This window comes from Danxiaibacter flavus, assembly GCF_041060425.1.
Classification (GTDB): Bacteria; Bacteroidota; Bacteroidia; order Chitinophagales; family Chitinophagaceae; genus Danxiaibacter; species Danxiaibacter flavus.
In genome coordinates this window covers 986506-1011547 of sequence record NZ_JAULBC010000002.1, presented here as the reverse complement: position 1 = coordinate 1011547, position 25042 = coordinate 986506, and the positions used below count along the sequence as shown (strand labels likewise).

19 protein-coding genes are annotated in these 25042 nt (G+C 40.3%); 8 read left to right on the top strand and 11 right to left on the bottom strand.

Annotated features, from left to right (window positions below; genetic code table 11):
- Positions 1–36 precede the first annotated feature (36 nt).
- Positions 37–1794: a signal peptide peptidase SppA gene (gene sppA / locus QTN47_RS09720; protein WP_369329162.1), complete on the top strand. Its 1758-nt coding sequence runs from the start codon at positions 37–39 to the stop codon at positions 1792–1794.
- A 624-nt stretch (positions 1795–2418) separates the two neighbouring features.
- On the opposite strand, the gene QTN47_RS09715 is transcribed toward sppA, so the two are convergent.
- Positions 2419–2874 (bottom strand): RES family NAD+ phosphorylase, encoded by a 456-nt coding sequence (locus QTN47_RS09715; RefSeq protein WP_369329161.1) that lies wholly within the window; start codon positions 2872–2874, stop codon positions 2419–2421.
- Complete coding sequence (locus tag QTN47_RS09710; RefSeq protein ID WP_369329160.1) at positions 2871–3320, bottom strand: Xre family toxin-antitoxin system antitoxin; 450 nt, start codon at positions 3318–3320, stop codon at positions 2871–2873. The genes QTN47_RS09715 and QTN47_RS09710 overlap by 4 nt, the downstream gene beginning before the upstream one ends.
- 216 nt (positions 3321–3536) lie before the next feature.
- On the opposite strand from QTN47_RS09710, the gene QTN47_RS09705 reads away from it, so the two are divergent.
- Positions 3537–4643, top strand: coding sequence for an ABC transporter permease (locus tag QTN47_RS09705; RefSeq protein WP_369329159.1), 1107 nt, complete (start codon positions 3537–3539; stop codon positions 4641–4643).
- A 135-nt stretch (positions 4644–4778) separates the two neighbouring features.
- On the top strand, positions 4779–5267 hold the full coding sequence (locus QTN47_RS09700) for an SRPBCC family protein (RefSeq protein WP_369329158.1): 489 nt from the start codon (positions 4779–4781) through the stop codon (positions 5265–5267).
- Between the two features lie 94 nt (positions 5268–5361).
- Here QTN47_RS09700 and bioA read toward each other — a convergent pair whose 3' ends face one another.
- Positions 5362–6645, bottom strand: a complete 1284-nt coding sequence (bioA, locus tag QTN47_RS09695; RefSeq protein ID WP_369329343.1) for an adenosylmethionine--8-amino-7-oxononanoate transaminase — start codon at positions 6643–6645, stop codon at positions 5362–5364.
- 160 nt (positions 6646–6805) lie between these two features.
- Positions 6806–7768 carry a tRNA epoxyqueuosine(34) reductase QueG gene (gene queG, locus QTN47_RS09690; protein ID WP_369329157.1) on the bottom strand — a complete coding sequence of 321 codons (963 nt, stop codon included), beginning with the start codon at positions 7766–7768 and terminating at the stop codon, positions 6806–6808.
- 74 nt (positions 7769–7842) lie between these two features.
- Here queG and QTN47_RS09685 point away from each other — a divergent pair, with 74 nt between their 5' ends.
- On the top strand, positions 7843–9870 hold the full coding sequence (locus QTN47_RS09685) for a DUF3858 domain-containing protein (protein ID WP_369329156.1): 2028 nt from the start codon (positions 7843–7845) through the stop codon (positions 9868–9870).
- 142 nt (positions 9871–10012) lie between these two features.
- Positions 10013–11785: a DUF3858 domain-containing protein gene (locus QTN47_RS09680; RefSeq protein ID WP_369329155.1), complete on the top strand. Its 1773-nt coding sequence runs from the start codon at positions 10013–10015 to the stop codon at positions 11783–11785.
- Positions 11786–11871: 86 nt separating this feature from the next.
- Here QTN47_RS09680 and QTN47_RS09675 read toward each other — a convergent pair whose 3' ends face one another.
- Together QTN47_RS09675 and lpdA are read right to left on the bottom strand one after the other, a co-directional pair.
- Positions 11872–12363: a hypothetical protein gene (locus QTN47_RS09675; protein ID WP_369329154.1), complete on the bottom strand. Its 492-nt coding sequence runs from the start codon at positions 12361–12363 to the stop codon at positions 11872–11874.
- Between the two features lie 391 nt (positions 12364–12754).
- Complete coding sequence (lpdA, locus tag QTN47_RS09670; RefSeq protein ID WP_369329153.1) at positions 12755–14164, bottom strand: dihydrolipoyl dehydrogenase; 1410 nt, start codon at positions 14162–14164, stop codon at positions 12755–12757.
- 372 nt (positions 14165–14536) lie between these two features.
- Between lpdA and QTN47_RS09665 the strand changes: the two genes are divergently transcribed.
- Positions 14537–17113, top strand: a complete 2577-nt coding sequence (locus tag QTN47_RS09665) for a phosphoenolpyruvate carboxylase (RefSeq protein ID WP_369329152.1) — start codon at positions 14537–14539, stop codon at positions 17111–17113.
- Positions 17114–17300: 187 nt separating this feature from the next.
- Here the strand turns inward: QTN47_RS09665 and QTN47_RS09660 are convergent, their stop codons facing one another.
- Entirely contained in the window at positions 17301–18341 is a 1041-nt protein-coding gene (locus tag QTN47_RS09660) for a serine hydrolase domain-containing protein (protein WP_369329151.1), read from the bottom strand.
- A 141-nt stretch (positions 18342–18482) separates the two neighbouring features.
- Between QTN47_RS09660 and clpB the strand changes: the two genes are divergently transcribed.
- On the top strand, positions 18483–21092 hold the full coding sequence (gene clpB, locus QTN47_RS09655) for an ATP-dependent chaperone ClpB (RefSeq protein WP_369329150.1): 2610 nt from the start codon (positions 18483–18485) through the stop codon (positions 21090–21092).
- A gap of 337 nt (positions 21093–21429) precedes the next feature.
- Here clpB and QTN47_RS09650 read toward each other — a convergent pair whose 3' ends face one another.
- A complete protein-coding gene (locus QTN47_RS09650; RefSeq protein ID WP_369329149.1) occupies positions 21430–21924 on the bottom strand; it encodes a methylated-DNA--[protein]-cysteine S-methyltransferase in 495 nt (164 codons plus the stop codon).
- Between the two features lie 393 nt (positions 21925–22317).
- The gene (locus tag QTN47_RS09645; protein WP_369329148.1) at positions 22318–22659 is read right to left on the bottom strand and encodes a tRNA-binding protein; all 342 of its coding nucleotides are present in this window, start codon (positions 22657–22659) and stop codon (positions 22318–22320) included.
- An 82-nt stretch (positions 22660–22741) separates the two neighbouring features.
- Between QTN47_RS09645 and QTN47_RS09640 the strand changes: the two genes are divergently transcribed.
- The gene (locus tag QTN47_RS09640) at positions 22742–23155 is read left to right on the top strand and encodes an OsmC family protein (RefSeq protein WP_369329147.1); all 414 of its coding nucleotides are present in this window, start codon (positions 22742–22744) and stop codon (positions 23153–23155) included.
- A 163-nt stretch (positions 23156–23318) separates the two neighbouring features.
- Here QTN47_RS09640 and QTN47_RS09635 read toward each other — a convergent pair whose 3' ends face one another.
- Positions 23319–23879 carry a Dps family protein gene (locus QTN47_RS09635; RefSeq protein ID WP_369329146.1) on the bottom strand — a complete coding sequence of 187 codons (561 nt, stop codon included), beginning with the start codon at positions 23877–23879 and terminating at the stop codon, positions 23319–23321.
- Positions 23880–24069: 190 nt separating this feature from the next.
- The gene (locus tag QTN47_RS09630; protein WP_369329145.1) at positions 24070–24942 is read right to left on the bottom strand and encodes a transglutaminase family protein; all 873 of its coding nucleotides are present in this window, start codon (positions 24940–24942) and stop codon (positions 24070–24072) included.
- Positions 24943–25042: the final 100 nt, after the last annotated feature.

Genomic DNA, 25042 nt, shown 5'->3' with positions numbered 1-25042 from the left:
GCATCAAATATCTTTATTTTTAACAAGAGGAACTATATGAGAAGCTTTTTTAAAATATTCTTCGCGTGTTTGCTTGCACTGGTCATCTTTTCCCTTGTTGCTTTTTTTGTAGGGGCCGGCATAATTGGACGCGCGTTACAACCCGATAAACCTGAGGTAGGAAGCAAAGCTGTTCTTGTTATTGATCTGGGATCTCCCATAATGGAACAAACCAAAGAAAGCCCGATTGCTGAACTTGCAGGGAAAGAAGATGCCAACGCTTTGGGGCTGTATGACCTGGTACGAATGATCAGTTATGCTAAAAAAGATTCTGCCATTAAAGGTATTGTTCTTAAAGCCGGTTATAATGTAAATGGATTCGCTACAAATGAAGAACTGCGTGAAGCCATCGTTGATTTTAAAAAGAGCAAAAAATTTGTAATTGCTTATGGCGAGTACATGACCCAAAAATCTTACTACGTTTCAACTGCTGCTGATAAAATTTATTGCCACCCCCAGGGACATATTGAATGGGATGGTTTTACCAGTAATCTTTTTTTTATAAAAGGCCTGCTCGATAAATTGGAAATTCAGCCTGAAATATTTTATGCCGGCAAGTTTAAGAGTGCCACTGAACCGTTGCGTGCGACAGAAATGACCGAGCCGAACAGGTTACAGACAACCGTGTGGCTGAATGATCTATACAGCCATTTGTTACTGACAACATCTGAGGCAAGAAACATTGATACTGCAACATTGCATGCACTTGCCAATAATGGCACCATTCAATCGCCTGCTGATGCACTAAACAATAAATTGATAGATGGTTTGCGCTACGATGATGAGTGGAAAGCAGAGGTGGCAAAAAATCTTGGCGAAAAGGCCGACGCAAAGATCAATTTCATCTCTGCGTCAAAATACAACAAGGCAGCTGACTACAAAAAAGACGGAAAAAACAAAATTGCACTTATATATGCGCAAGGCGAAATTGTGAGTGGTAAAGGAGAAAGCGGACAAATTGCGAGCGATGAATTTAAGAACCTGATCCGCAAGGCCCGCACCGACGATGGAATAAAAGCCATTGTATTCCGTGTGAACTCTCCCGGGGGCAGTGCATTGGCGAGCGACATTATATGGCGTGAGATTTCCATGGCGCGTAAAGTAAAACCAGTAGTTGTAAGCATGGGGGACCTGGCGGCTAGCGGCGGTTATTATATTTCGTGCAATGCAGATTCTGTGTTTGCCGATTATACTACCATTACCGGTTCTATTGGCGTATTTACTATTGTGGCCAATATGCAATCGTTTTTCAAGAATAAGCTGGGTATTACCTTCGACAGGGTGAAAACAGCTCCTTATGCAGATATGGGATCATCTGACCGGCCGCTATCTGATGCTGAGAAGAAATTTATGCAGGCATCTGTGGATTCCATTTATTACACTTTTAAAAGCCGCGTGGCCGACGGTCGAAAAAAAGATATCGTCTTTGTTGATAGCATTGCGCAGGGAAGAGTTTGGACAGGCACCAGGGCAACCGGAATAGGATTGGTTGACAGAATAGGCACCTTGCAGCAAGCGGTTGATTGTGCTGCACGCATGGCCAAAGTAACAGACTACAGAACCCGGGAATATCCCGAACAAAAAAATCTATGGGAGCAATTGTTTGGAAGCTCTTCTTCCAGTGATGTAAAAGAAAAAGTAGTTAAAGAAGAGATCGGCGAAACCCAATATAACCTCCTCAAAAAATTAAAAAAAGTACAGACACTGTTTGATATTCCACAGACAAGAATGCCGTTTGACGCGGAAATCCATTAAAAATCGCTATGTATGATTTGTGGATGTCTGATTTGCTTAGGTGTAACAGGCTGCTAGTTGGGCTAGACCTCTCTTAAGGATCGCTCATGTCTGATGTAATAATCTCTGATTCGTTCAGGTGTAACAGGCTGTGGGATTTGATTTAAATGATTCAGGTTTTAGAATTTTGTATTGCCCGTAGGGCATTAAGCCCAATAGAAATATGCTGATCAAAATTCTTTCTTGTCCGTAGGACATTAACTGTTGCTTAAAGTTTTAGCTTTTACAGAAAAATGAAATGCTCAAATTGATAGAGCTCATAGCTAATAGCTGACAGCTCACAGCTACTTGCCCGTAGGGCATTAAGCTCAATAGAAATATGCTGATCAAAATTCTTTCTTGTCCGTAGGACATTAACTGTTGCATAAAGTTTTAGCTTTTACATAAAAATGAAATGCTCAAAATTGATAGAGCTCATAGCTAACAGCTCACAGCTAATTGCCCGTAGGGCATTAAGCTCAATAGAAATATGCTGATCACAGTTTATTCTTGTCCGTAGGACATTAACCTACTGATTAAGATTTTAGCTTCTACATAAAAATGAAATGCTGAAAATTGGTATAGCTCATAGCTGATAGCTGACAGCTATTTAAACAGTCTCCCGTCAAACGAAAAAACGCTTGTTTCTTTCAACTTCACTTTTGCAAAATCTTTGTGCAATGGATTGATGACGTAATTGTGCTCGAAAGGAATAATAGCTGAAGGAACTTTTAAAAGAAGGTTAGAAGAATGTGCAATGAATTCTGAGCCAATAAATCTTGTGTAATCAATATCTTTTTCCCAATTGGCTTTTAATTTTTTAGGAGTGATTTCCATGATGGAAGTATCTGGCACTTCAATAATCATCAGGCGATTATCTTTTATCTCGTCATAGCTCACGCTATGAATAAGTAATTCCAGCAAGGAAAGAGAAGTTGTAAAACTGGTATAAATGGCAGGGTAGCCTACATTGTTCCATCGTCCTCCATATAACTTTGCACCGTTACCACTTAAATCATTACTGTATTTTGTTCTGGCAAACCTGTATAATGTAATGCTCATATGTAAACGCCGTGTTGAATTCTGCCAAGGTCGTCGATAATATCCTGTATGCCCTGGGTTGAGTATAAAGATTCAAAATTAACGGTTTGTCCCAAAATGTTTTTTTCTCTTTTCAGCCAGCGATAAAATGCCTCTGCATCTGTAAATGTTTCCAGCCCCATGTGAATAAGCTGCTCCAGTTGCAGGATCCTGTCTACATAAATTCCTTCAAAACTCTTGTTATCTTTAGAATACCGTTGCAGTGTTTTTTCTGAAAGATGGAGGATGTTTGCCCATTCTTTTTGTGTAAAGGGCACAAGCCCGGCAATTTTCTCAAATTTTTTATATGGAAAATCTGCTACAGTAGGTATTCGTTTATTTGTAGGTGCATAGAAAACTGAAGGCTCCTCTGCTCTCAATGATTTTGTTCCGTGACTGAGCTTTTTCGGCTTTGCTTTTTTTGTCATACACGTCAATTGTCCTGCAAATATACGACAATTGTCCTTAAAATTCAAAAGTCAAAATTCAAAAGTTAAAAGGGCTTCTCAAAGCGTCAACAGGCATTCTGCAGGCGAAATGCTTAAGAAGGAATTTTTTAATTTTTACTTTTGAATTTTGCCTTTTGAATTTAGCTTTTGAATTTCCACATTTGTCAGATAGTTTTGTTTTTTTAAATTAAAGTAATGGACAAAGAGTACAGTCAGGTACAGGCAATGCTTTCAATAACAAGAGCGGGTTTAAAAGCAATTTTCAGAAGTCCTTCAGCAGTTATCTTCAGTATTGGTTTTCCTCTTATTTTCATATTGGTTTTTGGGTTTATCGGCGGCTCAAGTGGTATATCGCTCAATGTTGCTATTGACAAAAAATCAGATACGTTAAACCCTGTTTATACAATCGTTAAGCAAATTCCAAGCATTAAGATCAAGGAGAAGACAGATCTGGAATTGAAAGAAGATCTTGAGAAAGGTAGAATAACTGCCGTAATTAATATCCAGAAAAACGACGCGCAAAACCCTGCCTATGTGGTTAAACTTACTTCTTCAGAAGCAGTGAAACCTCAAAATCTGCAGGTGTTGCAGTCTATTTTAAATTCGGTTATAGGCAAAATTAATCAGCAACATTATCCTGATGCACCTTCCATTGCCGAAGTACAGCCTGATGTACAAAAAATTCCGGGCAGGGTTTACAGGCAGATCGATTTTATTTTGCCCGGTCAACTGGGGTTTTCCTTGTTAAGTGCGGGCGTTTTCGGTGTTTCATTTCTATTCTTTAGTCTTCGTCAGCAACTCGTGTTGAAGCGGTTCTTTGCTACACCCATTACCAAAACTTATATTGTTTTAGGGGAAGCGCTTGCGCGTGTTATATTTCAAATGATCACTGCAGTAATAATTGTAGGTATAGGTACTGTTGCTTTTCATTTCACGCTTGTACATGGGTTTACCACTTTCCTTGAAATATTGGTATTAAGTTTTATTGCATTGATCGTATTTATGGGGTATGGTTTTATTGTAAGTAGCGTTGCAAAAAATGAGAGCACCATTCCGCCTTTTGCCAACCTGTTTACCTTACCGCAATTTTTGCTTGCAGGTACTTTTTTTCCGGTAGATGTGTTTCCCAAATGGATGCAGTTCTTTTGTAATCTACTGCCGCTGACACATTTCAACAATGCAATGCGTGACATAGCGTTTGAAGGAGCCAGTTTAATTAGTGTTTGGAAAGAGATAGGAATAATGGTTATTTGGGGCGTTTTAATCTATGCGGTGGCGATAAAAGTATTTAAGTGGGAGTAGGGGGAAGTGAATGGTGAATAGTGAATGGTGAAAAGAGGATCAGTACTATTTTCTTTGGAATGCAAAAAAACAGGTAGTACTGAATTAGGAGCTTCGAAATGGTATTTTAAAAACAATTATCAAGAAAAAGATGACATGCGTTTAATTAAGTTAGCGGTTATAAGTTTTGTAGTGTTTTTTATTTTGCTGACGGCAATGGGAAGTCTGTTTCCTTCCAATGTGCTTGTGTCAAGAGCTGTTGATATTTCTGCAAGTCCGGATAGTATCCGGGCGTATATCGACGACTATCAAAAATGGAACGAATGGATGGAAGGTGCAAAAGAAAGTGAATACAAAGTCACCTCTTCTGACAGTGTGAAAGCTTTTTACGGCAATGTGATCATCACACTAATAAAGAAAGAACCCAATAAATGGCAGCATCGTTGGAAAGCTGGTAAATCTATTCAGCTATCATCCATACAAATAATTTCTTCAGGCTCGGTTAGCACTGTTCAATGGCAGTTTGAAGAGCACGTCAAATGGTATCCCTGGGAGAAAATCGGCAGCATGATGAACGATAAGATCCTCGGCGGCAATATGGAAAAGAGCCTGGCTAACTTAAAGAAGATAGTGGAAGGGAATTGACAGTTGACAGTTGAAAATTGAAAATGTGCGAGTGTGTAAATATGCAAATGTGAAAATGAAGGCCTTACAAAGAAATTGCCTCCATTTTCAATTATCAATTTTCAATTAATATAGCAATAATTACCTCCTTCACCCTTTCGTACTCTTCCTCTGTAATACAATACGGTGGCATTATGTAAACGGTATTGCCAAGCGGTCTTAGATAAATGCCGTGTGCTAAAGCTTTTTTGGTAAAGACGGTGCTAACGTTATTTAGGTATTCATCTTTTCCTTCTGCAATTTCAAAGGCGAGAATTGTGCCTTGCGTACGGATGTTTTTAAGACGAACCGGAAATTCTGCTGTCAGCAAGGTTTCTGCAAACAATTTGTTTTGTTCAGTCAACCAGTCAATCTGCTTTAAGCATTCTTCTTTCAAAAGCAGGTCAAGACTTGCAAGTGCTGCTGTACACGCCAGCGGATTTGCTGTAAATGAATGCCCGTGAAAGAAAGTCTTTAATTTATCGTCATTAACATAGGCGTTGTAAATCTTTTCTGTACAAGCCGTAACACCAAGCGCCATTGTTCCACCGGTCAGGCCTTTACTCAGGCAAATGATGTCAGGTTTGTTTTGCATGTATTCGCTACAGAAAAGTTTACCTGTGCGTCCAAATCCTGTCATTACTTCATCTGCAATGCAGATAATATCGTGTTGCTGAACGATGCTTAACAGTTCGTCAAGCATTGTTGCTTCATACATCTGAATACCGCCGGCGCCCTGGACCAACGGTTCGTAAATAAATGCAGCAATTTCATCCGAATGGGATGCTATAAGTTCTTTTGTCGCTTCGATGTTGTCTGCTGCAGGTGCATCAATAAAGATAACTTCGAATAATAAGTCGTGAAAAGCCATCGTGAAAACACTGCGTTCACTCACACTCATCGCTCCGAATGTATCACCATGATAGGCGTTTTTAAGAGCCAGTAACTTGTTCTTCTTTTTTACATCAACATCATTTTTGCGCTGGTTCCACCAATACTGCACGGCCATTTTTAGCGCCACCTCCGTAGAAGTTGAGCCGTTGTCACTATAGAATATTTTCGCAAAATTTCCAGGTAATATATCAATTAGTCGTTCTGCCAGATCAATCGCCGGCTGATGGGTAAAGCCTGCAAAGATCACCTGCTCAAGCTGCATCGCTTGCTGATACAGTTTTCCTGCTATATAAGGATGTGCATGCCCGTGAAGATTAACCCACCAACTGCTTATTGCGTCTATGTAAGTATTATTGTCTGCATCTATCAGTAATGTTCCTTCGCCCCTTATAATGGCAATTGGGTCAGCCATATTTTTTTGTTGTGTAAAAGGATGCCAGATGTATTTGCGGTCTTTCTCTATCATTGTCATGCCGCAAAGGAAAGGAAATCTTTTGAACCACGGAGGCTCGGCGATATGACGATACACGGCGTTTACTTAACAGTTGTATCATTATTATGTATCACCGACGATCGTTTGTGTGTCGATGAACTATCCTGATTTTTTTAAAAAAAATATCGTTGTGTTACTTAATGTCGTCTGTGTCTCCGTGGTTCAAAATTCCGTGGTTCAAAAAACTCAGGTTTCGTTTAATTCCCCCGAACTTGGTTCGTTTAATCGGAGATTCTTTGAAGATAGTTCTAAATGATTCTTCTGTCATTTCTTCCCATTCTTTCGAAGATAAATTCAACACTTCAGGAATAGGTGAAAAAGCACTTTCATTGTGCGGTTTGCTAAAACGGTTCCACGGACAAACATCCTGGCAAACATCACATCCGAACATCCAGTTCTGGAATTTGCCTTTCATGTCACCAGGCAATAACATGTCTTTCAGTTCAATCGTAAAATACGAGATACAGCTGCTACCATTGATCGTCTTGTCTTCCATAATTGCATCGGTGGGGCAAGCCTCGATGCATTTCCGGCAACTTCCGCAATAGTCTTTCGCAAAGGCATCATCGTAATCCAGTTCTATATCAACAATCAGCGTAGCAATAAAGAAAAAGGATCCTTGTTGTTTGGTAATAAGGTTTCCGTTTTTTCCAATCCAGCCAAGACCGCTTCGATTAGCCCAGCTTCGTTCAAGAACAGGTGCTGAATCAACAAATCCACGGCCATTTATTTCACCCAACTCGTCCTGCACAACTGCAAGAAATTCTCTTAGCTTAGCGCGAATCACTTCATGATAATCTTTGCCATAGGCATATTTGGAAATCTTTGGAGAACCTTCTTGCTGAAAATCTTTCGGGTAATAATTTTTAAGTAAAGTGATCACAGATTTTGCTCCGGGAACAAGTAATGAAGGGTTCGTTCTCAGGTCAAAATGGTTTTCCATATACTGCATTTTCCCATTCATGCCCTTTGATAACCAGGCTTCCAAACGGCGCGCGTCCTCATCAAGAAATACCGCTTTGGCTATTCCACAATAATCAAAGCCGAGCTGATTCGCAGTTTTTTTTATAAATGCGGTATGATCAGTTTTATTCAAATTTTTTTGACGATTTTGTGTAGATATTGTTAAATCCGTTAACATTGCAAAAAAATACCCTTTTTTGACTATTTATGAAAACAACCAGAATTTGCGCCCTGCTTCCCTTGGCCCTTTGTCTATCCTTGATATCCTATGCTCAGAAAGACAAAGCTAAATATAAGTTTGGCGATATTAAACCAGAAGATTTTGCCCCAACCGTTTACAGTGTTGACAGTAGTGCAAATGCAGTAATTCTTGCCGATGTAGGCGAGACAGTTTTTGAAGGGAATAGTAAAGGAAACTTTTCCCTGATATTTACGCGGCTAAGACGAACGCGTTTATTAAACAAGAACAGCTTCGATAATGAAGCCACTGTTGAAATACCCTTGTATGTTGATGGTTCAATCGAAGAAAAATTAGAGGATATTGATGCGGTAACCTATAACCTCGAAGATGGAAAGATTGTAGCCACAAAACTGGATAAGGCGTCTCTGTTTAAAGATAAAGCCTCCAAAAACTGGACATCGAGAAAATTTACCTTCCCGAATATTAAAGAGGGTTCTATAATTGAATATAGATATAAAATTAATTCGCCATATTATTCTAACCTGCGTTCATGGAACTTCCAGGGAAGCACGCCAAGGCTGTGGAGTGAATATTCGGTAACCATACCTAGCGATATCTTTGACTATGTAGTTACCCGGCAGGGTTACTTACCTTATGCTGTTGATACAGTATCGTCTTCAAGAGATTCCTATCATATTATGGTTCCGGGTGAAGGAGCAATGGATAGAAGTGAGTCATTCACTCTTTTCTCAAATACGGTAAGAGCAAAATGGGCCATTAAAGATGTGCCTCCAATTAAAGGAGAGAGCTTCATTACCACAATTGACAATTATCTTTCAAAAATTGATTTTCAGTTGCGCCGTATCAAATACTCTGCGACAAATGTTAAGGAGATTATGGGAACATGGTACCAGTTTGCTGAAAGACTTGTAAAGGATGAAAGCTTTGGAGAACCTCTTGGCCGCGGTAACGGCTGGCTTAGCAGCGATTTAAAAGCAGCTGTCGCTGGTGCATCTACGGACAAAGAGAAAGCCGAAAAAATCTACGCATATATCAGAGATAACTTTACCTGCAAAACACACGAAGGATTTTATATAACCAACACACTAAAGAAAGCTTACCAGGATAAAAGTGGTAACGTAGGTGATATTAACTTACTGTTAGTTGCCGCTTATCGCAACCAGGGATTTGAAGCTACACCTGCTCTTTTGAGTACGCGTGACAATGGTTATGCGAGTGAGTCTTACCCACTGTTGCATAAATTTAATTATGTAGTATGCAGGGTAAAAGTGGATGATCAATACTACATGCTGGATGCGACTAACAATAAACTTGGTTTCGGTAAGCTTCCGCTTAATCTTTACAACAAAAGCGCACGCATAATAGATTCTATTATGCCTGCATTGGTGCCTTTGGAGAGTGATTCACTCCTTGAGAAAAAGACTACAATGGTCTTCATTAACGAAGGGAAAAGCAAAAAGTTAGAAGGTAGTTTCACCAGCCATCTGGGATATTTTGAATCATTGCATTTGCGTGAAAATGGTGGTATAGGTAAGGGAGATGATTTCCTGAAAGAATTGAAGAAGAGAATGACGATTGATGTGGAATTGTCTGATGCGGCCGCAGATTCAATCAAGCAGCTTAACCTCCCGGTTGATGTACGCTACAACATGAAATTTGATTTTAAAGGTGATGATATTGTGTATTTTAATCCTATGCTTACAGAAGCAACCTTGAAAAATCCGTTTGAAAGTGCGGAAAGAAAATATCCTGTTGAAATGCCTTACCGCGCAGATGAAACTTATATTTTCAATATGCCCATCCCTGAAGGTTACAAAGTGGATGAACTGCCAAAGTCCGCTCGCGTTAAGCTAAACGACACAGATGGAATGTTTGAGTACATCATTATGCAATCCAACAATTCGATTCAATTGAGAAGCCGCATTCAGCTTAATAAAGCTGTTTTTGGTGCTGAAGATTATAGCACACTGCGCGACTTCTTCAATTTCGTTGTAAGTAAGCAAGGGGAGCAAATTGTATTCAAAAAAATATAAGAAAATGACTAAATATATATTGAGCTGCCTTGTTTTTGCAATGGCTTTTACCGCAGCTTTTTGTGGTGATACAAAATATCCGGTATCAACCATAGCAGACTCGTTAAAAAAGGGAGCGAACGCTGTTAAGCGATACGAGGAGATGGTTGTTGAGATAAAATCGCCATCTAGCGCAAAAATTTCAACTAGATATGCATATACTATTCTCAATGAGGAAGCCGTTGAATATTGCGAATTCGATGATTACTATGATAAGTTACAGGATCTCGGTTCCATAAGTGGAACGCTATATGATGCAACCGGTAAAGAGCTTAAAAGTGTCAAGAAAAAAGATCTGCAAGATTTAAGTTTGTATGGTTCAGGATTAATGGATGATACTCGTGCGAAAAAACATGATTTTTACTACAGGACTTACCCATTTACAGTTGAATATGAAGATGAGAAAAATTTAAATGGCATCTTTAATTTACCATCGTGGAATCCTCAACCTGCAGATGATGGTATTGCTGTTGAGTATAGCAAGCTGGTTGTTATTGCTCCTAAAGACTATGTTGTTCGCTTTAAAAACATTAACTATAATGGAACACCGGTTGTAACGGAATCCGGAAGTAAAAGAGTCTATACGTGGGAAGTAAAAAATGTTAAAGCTATACAAAAAGAAGTGTATTCGCCTGCGCTTCGGAATATTGTCACTACTGTATTACTTGCTCCATCAGAATTTGAAATTGAAGGATACAAGGGCAAAATGACTTCCTGGCTAGAATTTGGACAATTTATAAACACATTAAATGCGGGTAGAGATGTTTTGCCTGAAAACATTAAGCAACTAGTGCATTCCTTAACAGATAATATAAGCAGTGATCGGGAAAAGGTCGCTGTATTATATGATTATCTTCAAAAGAATAGCCGCTACATAAGCATACAGTTAGGGATTGGAAGTTGGCAGCCATTTGATGCACAATTTGTAAGCGCGAAGAAGTATGGAGATTGTAAAGCCTTGTCAAATTATATGGTTGCGTTATTAAAGGAAGGAGGCATCAAAGCAAACTATGTGTTAATTCGGGCGTTATCGAATGTCAGAAACATGGACGTTGATTTCCCTTCCAATCAATTCAACCACGCAACTGTATGCGTTCCCATGGGTAATGACAGTATCTGGCTAGAATGTACCAATCAGACAGTTGCGGAAGGATACCTTGGGTATCATACTGATAATAGAAATGCATTGTTGATCGATGCAGCCGGAGGGCACGTTGTGTTCACAAAAAAATATTCTGCGGAAGATAATTTCCAAACGCGAACAATAGATGCAATTATCGATAAAGAAGGCAATCTCACTGCAACAATCGCCGGAACCTATGCCTGTCAGTCTCAGGATGCATTGAGTAATTTGATTAATAACCATTCTAAGAAAGAGCAATTAGAACAGCTGAAAACTAAGTTTAATTTGGCTAGTTATGATGTTTCTTCTTTTGAGTATACAGAGGTTAAGCAGGAAAAGCCATTGATAAAAGAAAAGCTGACATTGCAGTCCTCGGGATATGCAACGGTTTCTGGAAAAAGGTTGTTTGTAACGCCAAATATATTAGCTCGTTATGTTAATAGCTGGAAGAAGGATACAGCAAGAAAGTATGACATAGTGGTTAAGTATCCTTTTAAAGATGTTGATTCTATCGTATTATTTATACCAGAAGGGTATGTTATTGAAAGTGCTCCAAAAGACAAAAGTCTATCAACACAATTTGGAACATATGAGGCTAGATACATCTTTGAAGGTAACAAGCTTATATACATAAGAAAATTTCATTGCAAAGACGGCACGTTCCCAGCCGGCGATTACAATGTATTGGCCGATTTTTACAATGATATTTCCAAAGCCGACAGAAGCAGAATTGTTTTTGTTAAGAAGGAATAGCTATTTAAGCAAACCAAAAACAAAAACGTGATGTTCTTTAATGAACATCACGTTTTTTGTCCGGGTAAATGCATGATGTAATAATATTATGCCACGGCTTCTACTTTTGATGGCAGGAATAAAAACCAGCCAAGCGCCATTAGGAGCGGAGAGTATTCGTCAAACTGTTTCCTGGTTTTTCTTTTCAGTCCCAGCGCATCTTTCAAAGAAGCGAAGTTGCAGTTCACCATAAACTGCTGCGAAGCATGTTTGAAAACAACCAGTTCATCAACCAGGCTGTTAATGCTATAAAACAAGCGCTGATCTTCCAATTCAATTACACCTTCGTTAGCGTGATTTTTTTCCGGAGCAAGTTGCGCAATGTTTATTCCATATTCATTTTTAAGTACGATGCGGTTTTTCAGGAAACCGGCTTTTTCGATTCGGAAAGCACGTTTACTTATCTCGCAATCAAGTCTCGCAGATTGCGTATCAGGATCATAAGCAAGTGCCAAAACCTTTTCTCCATTTTGCGAGAGCTCAAAGATGTTATAACCAAAACGATTCTCCCTTAAATTCCACTGTAAGGCTTTGTTCATAACACACGGTATTTTTCAGCCGGCAAAGTACAATGGATTTGTGATTTTTACTATGTGTTAACAATAAGTTCATATTGGAAGACCGTGAGACCGTAAGACCGTAAGACCGTAAGACCGTAAGACCGTAAGACCGTAAGACCGTAAGACCGTAAGACCGTAAGACCGTAAGACCAAAAAAAGACGTGTAAGATAGTAAGAAAGTAAGATAGTAAGATAAGAAAGCGCTGAAAATCAAAATGTTGTTTCACCTGAAACCGCCCTCTTACACATCTTACAATCTTACTGTCTTACGGTCTTCAAAAAAAAGAGGTTGCAATTGCAACCTCCTTAATATTTATAATCGCTGATCAACTTTCATCGTAGCTAAAAGTTGATAGCCAACAGCTCACAGCTATATATCAATTGCCTCTCCGTAAGCGGCTGCAGTAGCTTCTTTTACTGCTTCACTCATTGTCGGGTGAGGGTGAACTGCGTTCAGAATTTCATGAGCCGTAGTTTCAAGTTTACGGGCTACAGAAACTTCTGCGATCAGGTCGGTTACGCTCGCACCGATCATGTGAGCACCCAGGAATTCACCGTATTTAGCATCGAAAATCACTTTTACAAAGCCATCCGTGTTACCGGCTGCACTTGCTTTACCGCTCGCGATAAAGGGGAATTTTCCCACTTTAACCTCGTAACCAGCTTCTTTTGCTGCTTTTTCAGTATAACCAATGCTCGCAATTTCCGGTGTGCAATAGGTACAGCCCGGAATGTTGTTGTAATCCATTGGTTCTGGCTGGTGGTTATATTTCTTTTCAAGGTAACCAATATATTCAGCGGCGTTGATACCTTCTTTGGTAGCAACGTGTGCCAATGCTTGTCCGGGAGCACAGTCGCCAATTGCGAAAATGCCGGGAACGTTTGTTTGCTGATATTTGTCAACACTTACTTTACCTTTTTCAGTCTTAACACCTAATTCTTCCAGACCGATATTTTCAACGTTTGCAACAACACCTACTGCGCTTAATACAACGTCAGCTTCCAGGGTAATTACAGAACCGTCTTGTTTTTTAACCTGTGCCTTAACACCGTTACCTGTAGTGTCAACACTTTCAACAGTAGAGCTCGTCATTACTTCAATGCCTTGTTTCTTAAATTGTTTTTCCAATTCTTTAGAAACATCTTCATCTTCAATAGGTACAACTCTTGGTAAGAATTCAACTACAGTTACTTTTGTTCCTAATGTACTATAGAAGTATGCAAATTCAACGCCTATCGCACCGCTACCCACCACAATCATGCTTTTTGGCTGGTTAGGTAACACCATCGCTTCACGATAGCCGATTACTTTTTTACCATCAATTTTCAGGTTAGGCAGTTCACGTGCGCGACCACCAGTAGCGATAACAATATATTTACCTTCTACTAATTGTTTGTTACCATCAGCGCCGGTTACCTCAATTTGTCCTTTAGCTTTCAGTTTACCATATCCCATGATCACATCAATCTTGTTCTTCCTCATCAGGAACTGAACACCCTTGCTCATTTTGTCCGCAACACCACGGCTACGTTTGATTACACCGCCAAAATCATGTTCAACACCAGAAGTGTTAATGCCATAGCTTGTGCTGTGCTTCATATATTCATACACTTGCGCGCTTTTCAGTAAAGCTTTGGTAGGAATACAACCCCAGTTAAGGCAAATACCGCCAAGGCTTTCTTTTTCAATGATTGCTACTTTAAATCCCAGCTGAGATGCACGGATAGCAGCAGGATAACCCCCGGGACCACTACCCAAAACAATTACGTCGTATGCCATGATTTTTATTTTATTTATTGTCATTGTGTATTGGCTGGTATAAACTCAATAGGTTAACAAAGCTTAACGCCGGCCAATTGATTTGCGGTTGCGAAAATACTTGCAAATGGTGAAACGGCAAAAAGGGCGGATTATTAGTCTGTTTTTTTGTAGAAAGAGACTCTTGCAGATGTTAAAACAGGTTATTTCTCAGCTAAGAAATGTTTCGGATCGACAGCCTTTTTTATCAAATAAAAACACCTTCCAGTAACTATTTGATAAAATCATAATGTATTAAAAAATCGTGACAACACCCCTCATTTTCAACTTTTACCGTATCTTCAACGCGTACTAAAGGTTGCCTGCCATACGTACAAACGCTTATTAATTATTATGGACATCACTACTAACAATGCCTTGCAGCAGTTTAAAAACCTGGTGGGTATCAAGTTTCAATTGTACAATAGTCTTTTTACCGCTTTACCATTTCACAGAATTGAAAAAACCGGGATTTTATTGTCCCTCTTTCTGATTCATTGCGAAGAAGGCTACCGAAAGAAACAGAGTCCTCAAGAATTAATAGAATCCTTTTTAAAACAATATACTTCTTACGGAAAAGAACAGGAACAACTGGATCTGTTGTTCCGTTTTGTTCAATATTCGGAAAGACAGGTGGTATTATTTGATGCATTGGAAGATGCTGCTTTTACCACAGTTAATGACGTAAACGGTCCGGGCACGCTGAAGCAGCTACAATCTGTAGTTGAGCAAACCCATAATGAAGAAGCACTGGCCGAAAAACTGAAGGATTTTTCTGTTCGCCTGGTGCTTACCGCACACCCTACGCAGTTTTACCCGGGTGAGGTGCTGGGTATTTTAAATGATCTTTCAAAAGCATTGATTGAAGATAACACCGCACTTGTTAATACATACTTACAGCAATTAGGTAAAACGCCTTTCTTAAAGAAACAAAAACCAACACCATATGATGAAGCCATCAGCCTGGTTTGGTACCTGGAAAACGTGTTTTACCAGGCGTCTGGACGTATTTTGTCTGCGCTGAAAAGCGGCTTACAGGATATTAACTGCGATAAAAATCCATTGATATGCATGGGTTTCTGGCCTGGTGGCGATAGGGATGGCAATCCGTTCGTTACCTGCGATACAACACTTAAGGTTGCAGAAACTCTGCGCAAAGGAATCATCAGATGTTATTATTATGATGTAAGAAGATTGAAACGCAGACTTACATTTAAAGGTGTTGAGAATGTATTGCAGGAAATGGAAGACACGCTGTACAATAATCTTTTCCTGACCGACCAGACAACCGACTTGAGCAAAGAAGATATGCTGAACACGTTGTATGGCGTTCGCAAAGTGCTGATTGAAGAACACAACGGTCTGTTCCTGCATCATGTAGATAATTTTATCAGTAAAGTAGAAGTGTTCGGTTTGCACTTTGCCTCGCTGGATATCAGGCAGGATAGCAGCATTCATGAAAAAGTATTGAGTGATATTGTTGAAAAAACAGACTCACTGCCCAGGACCTATCTGAGCATGACCGATGATGAAAAGATCAACGCATTGCTAAATGTTACTAAAAAGGTCAATATTGACGAGTTGTCCAATGATCTGAACAAGGACACCTTAAAAACTATTGACAGCGTTAAGACCATCCAGAAATATAACGGAGAAATGGGCTGCCATCGTTATATCATCAGCCATAGCACAAGCGCATTAAACGTATTGGAAGTCTATGGTTTGTTCCTGCTGGGCGGATGGAAGAAAGAAGACCTTAAAATTGATATCGTTCCTCTTTTTGAAACCATTGATGACCTTCAGAGCGCAGCCGCCGTAATGGAGTCGTTGTATGAGAATCCGGTGTACAGCAAGCATCTGCAAATGAGAGGGCGCAAGCAAACCATCATGTTGGGCTTTTCCGATGGCACAAAAGATGGAGGTTACCTGATGGCTAACTGGTCCATCTACAAAGCGAAAGAAGAATTGAGTGCGATCTCCAAAAAATATGATATCGATGTGGTGTTCTTTGATGGTAGGGGTGGGCCTCCTGCGCGTGGCGGTGGAAAAACGCAGAAGTTCTATGCTTCTATGGGCAAGAATATTTCCAACAAAGAAATTCAGCTAACCATACAAGGACAAACTGTTAGTTCCAATTTCGGAACGATAGACTCCGCACAATACAACATTGAGCAATTGTTGAACGCTGGTATTACCAATGACATTCTCCAACAAAAAGCAACCTTAACAGCTGAAGAAGATGCATTATTAAAAGAACTGTCGGACGAAAGTTTTGCTTCTTACTCCGCTTTAAAAAATCATGCTTATTTTCTGGAGTATTTAGCGGTGGCCAGCCCGTTGAGATTTTATGCCGAGACCAATATTGGTAGCCGGCCTGCGAAACGCGGAGGTTCTGCTAAATTAAATATGAATGATCTGCGTGCCATTCCGTTTGTTGGGGCATGGAGCCAGTTGAAACAAAATGTAACAGGCTACTATGGCGTCGGCGCTGCTTTGAAAAAGCTCGAAGAAAAAGGAAAATGGGATGAACTGACAACATTATACAAACGCTCACTTTTCTTCAAAACGCTGATCGATAATTGTGAGATGGCTATGAAGAAAAGCTTCTTCCCGCTCACAGAATATTTGTCCGGTCATCCCAAGTATGGCGAGATCTGGAACATGATTTATGAAGAATACGAATTAACGCGCAAATACATTCTGAAGCTTTCTGAAAAAACAGAATTAATGGCTGACTATCCGGTGGATCAGCTGTCCATTCAAATGCGTGAAAGAATTGTATTGCCGTTGGTTACCATACAGCAATTTGCATTAACCCGCCTGCGTCAATTGGATGAACATTTGATTTCAGACAAGGTTAAATCAACGTATGAAAAATTGATTATGCGTTGTTCGTTTGGGATAATTAATGCGGGAAGAAATTCGGCGTAACACACGTAGAGACGTTGCATTGCAACGTCTCTCAACCGAGCGTCGCCAACATTTCAAATACCCGGTCAATAAAAAAAGACGTTGCAACGCAACGTCTTTTTTTATATAAATCCTATCCCTCTATGTGGCGTTTCTATACACATCAATATACCGGCAAACATCATTGAGACGTTGCACTGCAACGTCTCTACCGATTTAACACCTCATCAATCGATCCCTTCAAATCCATATAAATATCTTTCTTTTGTTCGTTCAACAACGTCTTTACAAACACAATTGCGGCATAACCTCTTTTGGTGTCGATCAATGGCCATGTGCCGAATAATCCGGGGCTGGCAACGCAGGTCGCCTTGCCGCTGGCGTCTGCTTCCTGTACCCATTCGCCCAGGGCATAATTAAAACCTTCGGCAACAGCAGGCGCATATTTGATCATGCTTAAATTGGTTACCGGTTGTTGCATCAATTCAACCGACTGTTCAGATAAGAGTCTTTTGCCATTAAACATGCCCTTATTCAGCAGCATAACCAGGAAATTCATATAATCATTCGCGGTGCTTTTCGCGCCTCCGCTGGGGTTAACCGCTTTCTCGCTCGCAAATGTGGTGTTGCGCATATTCAAGGGGCGAAAAAGCTTTTCCTGCATAATCCTGTCGAAAGGTTTTTTGGCAATCACTTCCAAAACCCTTCCGGCAATATTCAAACCGATTGCGCTGTATCGGAATTCAATACCTGGTTGAACCTGTAATTCATGTTTTGAAGCAAAGTCATTCACTTCCTCTTCCAGTGAATTATAGCGGCTCAGTTTTATAATGCTCATTAATCCCGGTTTCTCACCGGCTATTCCTGTAGTATGAGACAGGCATTGCCTGATTGTAATAAAGCCTTTACCATACGGATTAAATATCGGCAGGTATTTACTCACTTTATCATCAAGTGACAGTTTGCCTTCATCCACAAATTGCATCACCAGCGCCGCGGTTAACCACTTACTGCAACTAGCGATCGGCGCAACAGTATTGGCCTTAAAATCTCCCATTTCTTTTTGATAGATAACCTTGTCTCCTTTATAAATAAGTGTTACCACATTAGAGCTGAGCTCTTTTTGATGTGATTGTAGTTTGCTGTCTAACTCCCCAAAATTGTATTGTGCCGATCCGGTCTGAAAAAATAACAGGAAAGTCATTAGTGCGCTGACTTTCAGGCAGATGAGTGCGGGTTTTTGTGCCATAATTTCCTGGTTAGTACGGTTGGATTGAGTTTTGTGTGATAAAATGAAATTTATTGAAGATAACAATAAAACGATGCGCTATCAGTAAACCATACTTTTTTTAAATGGTTATTATGGTAGCAGCCGGAAAAAAATATAACTATGAACTTAAATAATTATACGATCAAAGCACAGGAAGTTATCCAGCAAAGCCAGCAACTGGCTTTTAATGGTAACAATCCGAATATTGAAACGGAGCACCTGTTGAAAGCGTTGCTTGAGCAGGAAGATTCACCCGTTGAATACCTGCTTAAGAAAAATAATGTTACCCTTAACCTGGTAGAGAATAAGTTGAATGATCAATTAACGCGGTTACCCAAAGCGTCTGCTGATCCTGCACAAACTGTTTCGCGCGACCTGAATAATGTGTTGTTGCGTGCCAACAGTGTGTTGAAGCAATTTGATGATGAATTTGTTACACCTGAGCATTTATTGCTGGCAGTATTACAGGGGAATGATAACACGGCAAAATTGCTGAAAGATGCCGGCCTTACAGAAAAAGGACTGGTTGCTGCGATAAAAGATTTACGTAAAGGTGAATCCATAAAATCGCAAACACAGGAAACACAATTCAATGCTTTAAATAAATATGCAAAGAACCTGAATGAGCTGGCAAGACAAGGTAAGCTTGATCCGGTGATTGGCCGTGATGAAGAGATAAGAAGAACTCTTCATATTCTTAGCCGCAGAAGCAAGAATAACCCGATTTTGGTTGGTGAGCCAGGCGTTGGTAAAACAGCCATTGCAGAAGGTTTGGCGATGCGAATTGTGAACGGTGACGTTCCTGAGAATCTGAAAAGCAAAGTGATCTTTGCGTTGGATATGGGCCAATTGATCGCCGGTGCAAAGTATAAAGGTGAGTTTGAAGAGCGATTAAAGAGTGTTGTAAAAGAGGTATCTACAAGCGATGGAGAGATTATCTTATTTATAGATGAAATCCATACACTGGTTGGTGCTGGCGGTGGCGAAGGTGCGATGGACGCGGCCAACATTTTAAAGCCTGCACTGGCGCGTGGTGAATTGCGAGCGATAGGTGCAACAACCTTAAACGAATATCAAAAATTCTTTGAGAAAGATAAGGCGCTGGAACGTCGTTTCCAGAAGGTAATGATTGAGGAACCTAGTGTGGAAGATGCGATATCTATCCTGCGTGGTTTAAAGGACCGTTATGAAACGCACCATCATGTGCGTATTAAAGACGAAGCGATCATTGCTGCCGTTGAGCTTTCGCATCGCTATATAACCGACCGTTTTTTACCCGATAAAGCGATTGACCTGATTGATGAAAGTGCAGCCAAGTTGCGTCTTGAAATGAACTCAATGCCGGAAGAGCTGGATAAAATGGAGCGTTTGATCAGGCAATTGGAAATTGAAAGAGAAGCGATCAAGCGTGAAAATGATGAATCAAAGCTGAAGGACCTGAATACGGAAATTGCAAATCTTTCTGTTGAAAGGGATACGTTCAAAGCTAAGTGGAAGGAAGAAAAAGAACTCGTAGAAAAGGTGCAGAACGCAAAAGCTGGTATTGAAGAGCTGAAATTGGAAGCTGAAAAAGCAGAGCGTAACGGCGACTATGGTAAAGTAGCTGAGATTAGATATGGCAAGATTAAAGAGCAGGAAAAACTGATTGCCGATCTTTCTGTTCAGCTTTCTGAGATAAGCGATAAGCGGATCATGAAAGAAGAGGTTGATGCGGAAGATATAGCGGAAAGCGTTGCTAAATCAACAGGTATTCCTGTAACAAAAATGTTGCAAAGCGAACGTGAGAAATTGCTGAACCTGGAAGATGAATTGCACAAGCGTGTTGTTGGGCAGGACGAAGCAATTGTGGCGGTGGCAGATGCAATCCGCAGAAGCCGTGCCGGTCTACAGGATCCTAAGAAACCTATTGGTTCATTTATATTCCTTGGTACTACCGGTGTTGGTAAAACAGAGTTGGCTAAGGCACTTGCAGAGTATTTGTTTGATGATGAGGGAATGATGACGCGTATAGATATGAGTGAGTACCAGGAAAAACATACAGTTTCCCGCCTGGTAGGTGCGCCTCCCGGATATGTGGGTTATGATGAAGGTGGCCAGTTAACAGAATCTGTTCGCCGTAAACCTTACAGTGTTGTGTTGTTGGATGAGATTGAAAAGGCTCACCCGGATGTTTGGAACGTGTTGCTGCAGGTATTGGATGATGGCCGTTTGACCGATAATAAAGGTCGCGTGGTGAATTTTAAGAATACGATAATTATTATGACCAGCAATATCGGTAGCCACCTGATCCAGGAAGCTTTTGAAGACGTGAATGAAAGCAACGTCGAACAGGCCACCGACAGGGCAAAGGCCGAAGTGATGAATTTGTTGAGACAAACAATTCGCCCTGAGTTCCTGAACAGGGTTGATGAGATCATCATGTTCCATCCATTGTTGAAAAAAGATATACAGAATATAGTCAGGATTCAGTTAGATCAGTTGAAAAAGCTAGTCGCGCAGAATGGAATTACATTAGAGTTTAGTGATTATTTGTTGGAATTTCTTTCAGAGAATGGGTACGATCCGCAGTTTGGTGCGAGACCGTTGAAGCGTTTGATTCAGAAAGAAATAGTGAACACATTGAGTAAGAGAATTCTTGCAGGTGATGTGAGCAGGGAACACCCGGTGTTAGTGGATGTGTTTGATGGGGTGGTAGTGTTTAGGAATGAGTCTGCAGAAGCAGTGAAATAAGAAGAAATGTGTTTAGTAAGGAAGATCCCGCCAGTTTTGGTGGGATTTTTTTGTTGAACCACGGAGACACTACAGTACGGAGAGTGCGATGATTTTTAATTAATTGACAATTGAAAATTGACAGTTGAAAATGAAGAAGGGGTAGATGTGTGAATGTGCAAATGGGTAAATATGCAAATATTCAGATGCCTCGCCGGGGAGTTATTTTTCTTAGCAAAAAAACGGTTAAAGGATTAGGAACATATTGATCATCGAATCGCATAACCGCCGCTCCTTGGCGTCCGCCGCGTGAAACCTTCGCTTAAAAAGCTCATAGCTGACAGCTGATTGCTCACAGCTAAAAAAGCGTTTGCACGCCGTAAGCGACTTTAAGCTCGTGTTCCAATAACCATTTCTTGCGCCAGAGACCGCCGGCATAACCAACCAGGGCTTTGTTACTTCCAATAACGCGGTGGCAGGGGACAATAATGGCAATATTGTTTCTGCCGTTGGTAGCTGCAACAGCTCTTATGGCTTTTGGATCGCCGAGACGGCGGGAAAGATCGAGATAGCTGATTGTTTTGCCAAAAGGGATATTGATCAACTCACTCCAGACACGTTGTTGAAATTCTGTACCCTGCTGGTAAACAGGAATATCAAAGACCCTTCTTTTGCCATTAAAAAATTCGATCAGTTCTTCCGTGCATTGATGCATGACCTCGCTTACGCCCGGTTCTCCATGCGTAACCTGATCCGTATTATCAACAAAGGTGAGTTCAGAAATATAGTGGTCCGAGCCTCCGATTTTCAGGAGACCGATGGGGCTTTGATAATATGTATAGTAGAGTTCCATTAGCTATTAGCTGTCAGCAATCAGCTTTCAGCGGGGAAGGAGTGAGGTGTAAGGTGTCAGGTGTCAGGTATCAGGTGTTTACCTACATCGTACACCGTACATTGTTTCACATCTGACATAAAACATAAAACTGAGCCTGTCTCACCTAACGGACTTCGTACCTCGTAATTCGTACTTAATCACATCACCCCACATCGTACACCGTACATCTAACATCTTACATAAGTATGAGCCTGTTTCACGTAGCGTACTTCGTACCTCGTAATTCGTACTTAATCCCATCACCCCACACCGTACATCGTACATCGTACACCAGACATCTTACATAAGTATGAGCCAGTTTCACTTAACGTACTTCGTACCTCGTAATTCGTACTTACCTCACATCGTACATTATCCGATCTTCTGCCCATTCTTCACCGGCCTTTCCGTCCCTAATAAAATTACCTTATTATTTTCATCATACACGCCCAGTACCAGGCATTCGCTGAAAAAATTAGCTATTTGTTTTACTGGAAAGTTTACAATGGCTATAACCTGCCTGCCGAGGATCTCATCTTTATTATAATGATCTGTGATCTGGGCAGAAGAACGTTTAATTCCAAGAGGGCCAAAGTCAACGGTGAGTTGGTATGCCGGCCGTTTTGCTTTAGGGAAATCAGTCACTTCAATTACTGTTCCACAGCGAATGTCAATCTTTTCAAAGTCTGCCCACCCGATCAAATTCTTTTCCATTTAATTTTCTTTTGTCAGATTTTATTGCCAATTTCAATTCTCTTTTTCAAATATAATCTTACAAAATCAAAAAATAGCACTTATGAAGCGACATGCAACTGCCGTTTGGAACGGCTCAGGCAAAGAAGGTAGCGGAAATCTGACCACCCAGAGCGGAGTGTTGGATAAGACGCAATATTCTTTTAATTCGAGGTTTGCAGAAGGTATAGGCACTAATCCGGAGGAATTGATTGCAGCAGCACACGCAGGTTGTTTTACTATGAAACTGACTTTTGTGCTGGGCGCCGCCGGCTTTACGCCTGATTCTTTAGAGACAACTGCGCATGTAAGTCTTGAAGATGGTACAATCACAGAATCTCATCTTGTATTAAAAGCAAAAGTACCAGGCATCAGCAAAGAAAAATTTGACGAAAGCGTAAAAGATGCTGAAGCAAATTGCCCGATCAGCAAAGCGTTGAACACGAAGATAACTACTGAGGCAACGCTGGAAAGTTAGTTATACGTTGTAAGTTTTACGTTGTACGTTTTCCACCTTTTACGATTATGTAGTAAATAAAGAAACAGGCCGCTTAACAATATAAGCGGCCTGTTTCTTTATTTCCGGGAGCTTAAATCTTCCCATTTAATGAACGTATAACGTAAAACTTACAACGTATAACTCACCTGAGGTAACTTCTGATGAACCACGCCCATTGTTCGTGATCCTGTAAAACCCTGTTCACAAAATCGCTGGTGCCTGTGTCTTCAAATTTTTCATCAAAATCACGTACATCTTTTCTCAGATAGCGTACGATGGTTTCGTGATCGTCCAACAGGTTCTTCAACTGCGTGCGTTGATCATTTGTGTATTCCTGCTCTTCCAGGTTGCAAATTGCCAGATAGTCTTTTAAACGTCCTTGTGCATAATGTCCGAGAGATCTGATCTTTTCAGCAATTTCATCAATCAGGTCGGCTTGTTTTTCGTAAAGGCCTTCATAGAATTTATGCATTTCCATAAAGTTATCGCCTTCAACATTCCAGTGATAGTTCCTGGTTTTTGTATAGAGGATGTGTTCATCCGCAAGCAATACAGAAAGCCTGTTTACAATTTCTCTTACATTCTTTTCTGATAAACCAAGGTTTGCCTTAATTGCTTCATGTTTAGCGTGTCCATTTCCCTGTGCTGCCTGAACTTTAACATCAACCTTGGGAGCTTTCTTTTTGTCTGTAGTTTGTTTCATAAAGAAAAATTTAGGTTAATTGGAGTGCGAGTGTTGCGTAAAGGTAATACAAACAGCAGACCAAAAAGTTATGGAATTTTTGCATGTAACCATGAGGAAATATTATCCTGCCATAAATGGAATTACAAGTGTTCCCACTCTGCAGCCGATGTGAAAAAATTGTATTATAGGTGGTATGTTAAGAAAAAGATCAGTGCTCAAGCAACTCGCAAAGATCTTTCAATTCCTGTTTTTTGTATTTAACGTGAGGCGCGTTAAAACAATTGATCAGTTCCTGAATGAGCATTTGTATGATCTGTAAGTTGCTCATCGGTTTAAAGTAGTAGGGATAAGATTCGAAATTGTTGCGTGTCAGGTAATTCTCAACATCTTTTTGCGTAAAGGCCTGACCGTTGGTGGCATCTACATAAAACTGGATATATTGTTTGGGATTCCCCCTATGTATAGCCGGATCATAATCGCTGTTGAAAAAGGCCAGGACAAACTGGCGGGGAACATTTATTGCTTTTACAGGAATGTCCAGAAGGTCGGCCAGTATCAAATACAAAATACCGTTTGAAACAGAATTGCCTTTTTTGCACTGAACAACTTTATGCAGAAAATAATCATCGGGGTTGGAATAAGAACGTTCCACTCCTTTAAGATTGTAATAGTTGTAGACTATGCTGGAAATTACGTTGGCGTGTTCAAGCGGTGTAAGAAAACTATTTAATTCGAGCCATACATTGCGGCGCATTTTCTCAATCTCCAGGATAACAGGAGTTGTCTGCAGATCCGGATATTGAAATTTTGCCACGAGCAATGCACCAAAAAGTAGATCATGATAAGCACTGTCCCGCCACTCGGTCAAATCATGCATCAGGTCAGAATAATGCAGCCTGTGAATGATCATTTCAATCCGTTCCTGAACTTCTTCGCAAGGTGAGTTTTCCCATAAATTCTCCAGGTTAGGAATAATGCCTCTTCCATAATTAACGATCCTGTCAGAAACCGTGGTAAAGATATCTTCATCAGGGTCATCGATCAGAGTAAAGAGTGCTGATATTTCCTTATTTTCTTGCATTTAAGTCCGGAGTAATTTCTGATACAAACTAAATATATTTTTTTTGAAATTCATAGTGTTAGTTATTCAGTATGTGTGGATTAAGTGGGAAAGCTCAAAG

Excerpts from the sequence above, each read along its gene's own strand:
- QTN47_RS09640 (WP_369329147.1), top strand. The coding sequence starts at position 22,742 with ATGAAGCGACATGCAACTGCCGTTTGGAACGGCTCAGGCAAAGAAGGT.
- QTN47_RS09630 (WP_369329145.1), bottom strand. The coding sequence starts at position 24,942 with ATGCAAGAAAATAAGGAAATATCAGCACTCTTTACTCTGATCGATGAC.
- QTN47_RS09650 (WP_369329149.1), bottom strand. The coding sequence starts at position 21,924 with ATGGAACTCTACTATACATATTATCAAAGCCCCATCGGTCTCCTGAAA.
- bioA (WP_369329343.1), bottom strand. The coding sequence starts at position 6,645 with ATGATAGAGAAAGACCGCAAATACATCTGGCATCCTTTTACACAACAA.
- QTN47_RS09685 (WP_369329156.1), top strand. The coding sequence starts at position 7,843 with ATGAAAACAACCAGAATTTGCGCCCTGCTTCCCTTGGCCCTTTGTCTA.
- QTN47_RS09635 (WP_369329146.1), bottom strand. The coding sequence starts at position 23,879 with ATGAAACAAACTACAGACAAAAAGAAAGCTCCCAAGGTTGATGTTAAA.
- QTN47_RS09675 (WP_369329154.1), bottom strand. The coding sequence starts at position 12,363 with ATGAACAAAGCCTTACAGTGGAATTTAAGGGAGAATCGTTTTGGTTAT.
- QTN47_RS09700 (WP_369329158.1), top strand. The coding sequence starts at position 4,779 with ATGCGTTTAATTAAGTTAGCGGTTATAAGTTTTGTAGTGTTTTTTATT.
- QTN47_RS09680 (WP_369329155.1), top strand. The coding sequence starts at position 10,013 with ATGGTTGTTGAGATAAAATCGCCATCTAGCGCAAAAATTTCAACTAGA.
- QTN47_RS09715 (WP_369329161.1), bottom strand. The coding sequence starts at position 2,874 with ATGAGCATTACATTATACAGGTTTGCCAGAACAAAATACAGTAATGAT.
- QTN47_RS09705 (WP_369329159.1), top strand. The coding sequence starts at position 3,537 with ATGGACAAAGAGTACAGTCAGGTACAGGCAATGCTTTCAATAACAAGA.
- QTN47_RS09645 (WP_369329148.1), bottom strand. The coding sequence starts at position 22,659 with ATGGAAAAGAATTTGATCGGGTGGGCAGACTTTGAAAAGATTGACATT.
- QTN47_RS09660 (WP_369329151.1), bottom strand. The coding sequence starts at position 18,341 with ATGGCACAAAAACCCGCACTCATCTGCCTGAAAGTCAGCGCACTAATG.
- QTN47_RS09710 (WP_369329160.1), bottom strand. The coding sequence starts at position 3,320 with ATGACAAAAAAAGCAAAGCCGAAAAAGCTCAGTCACGGAACAAAATCA.
- sppA (WP_369329162.1), top strand. The coding sequence starts at position 37 with ATGAGAAGCTTTTTTAAAATATTCTTCGCGTGTTTGCTTGCACTGGTC.
- QTN47_RS09665 (WP_369329152.1), top strand. The coding sequence starts at position 14,537 with ATGGACATCACTACTAACAATGCCTTGCAGCAGTTTAAAAACCTGGTG.
- lpdA (WP_369329153.1), bottom strand. The coding sequence starts at position 14,164 with ATGGCATACGACGTAATTGTTTTGGGTAGTGGTCCCGGGGGTTATCCT.
- clpB (WP_369329150.1), top strand. The coding sequence starts at position 18,483 with ATGAACTTAAATAATTATACGATCAAAGCACAGGAAGTTATCCAGCAA.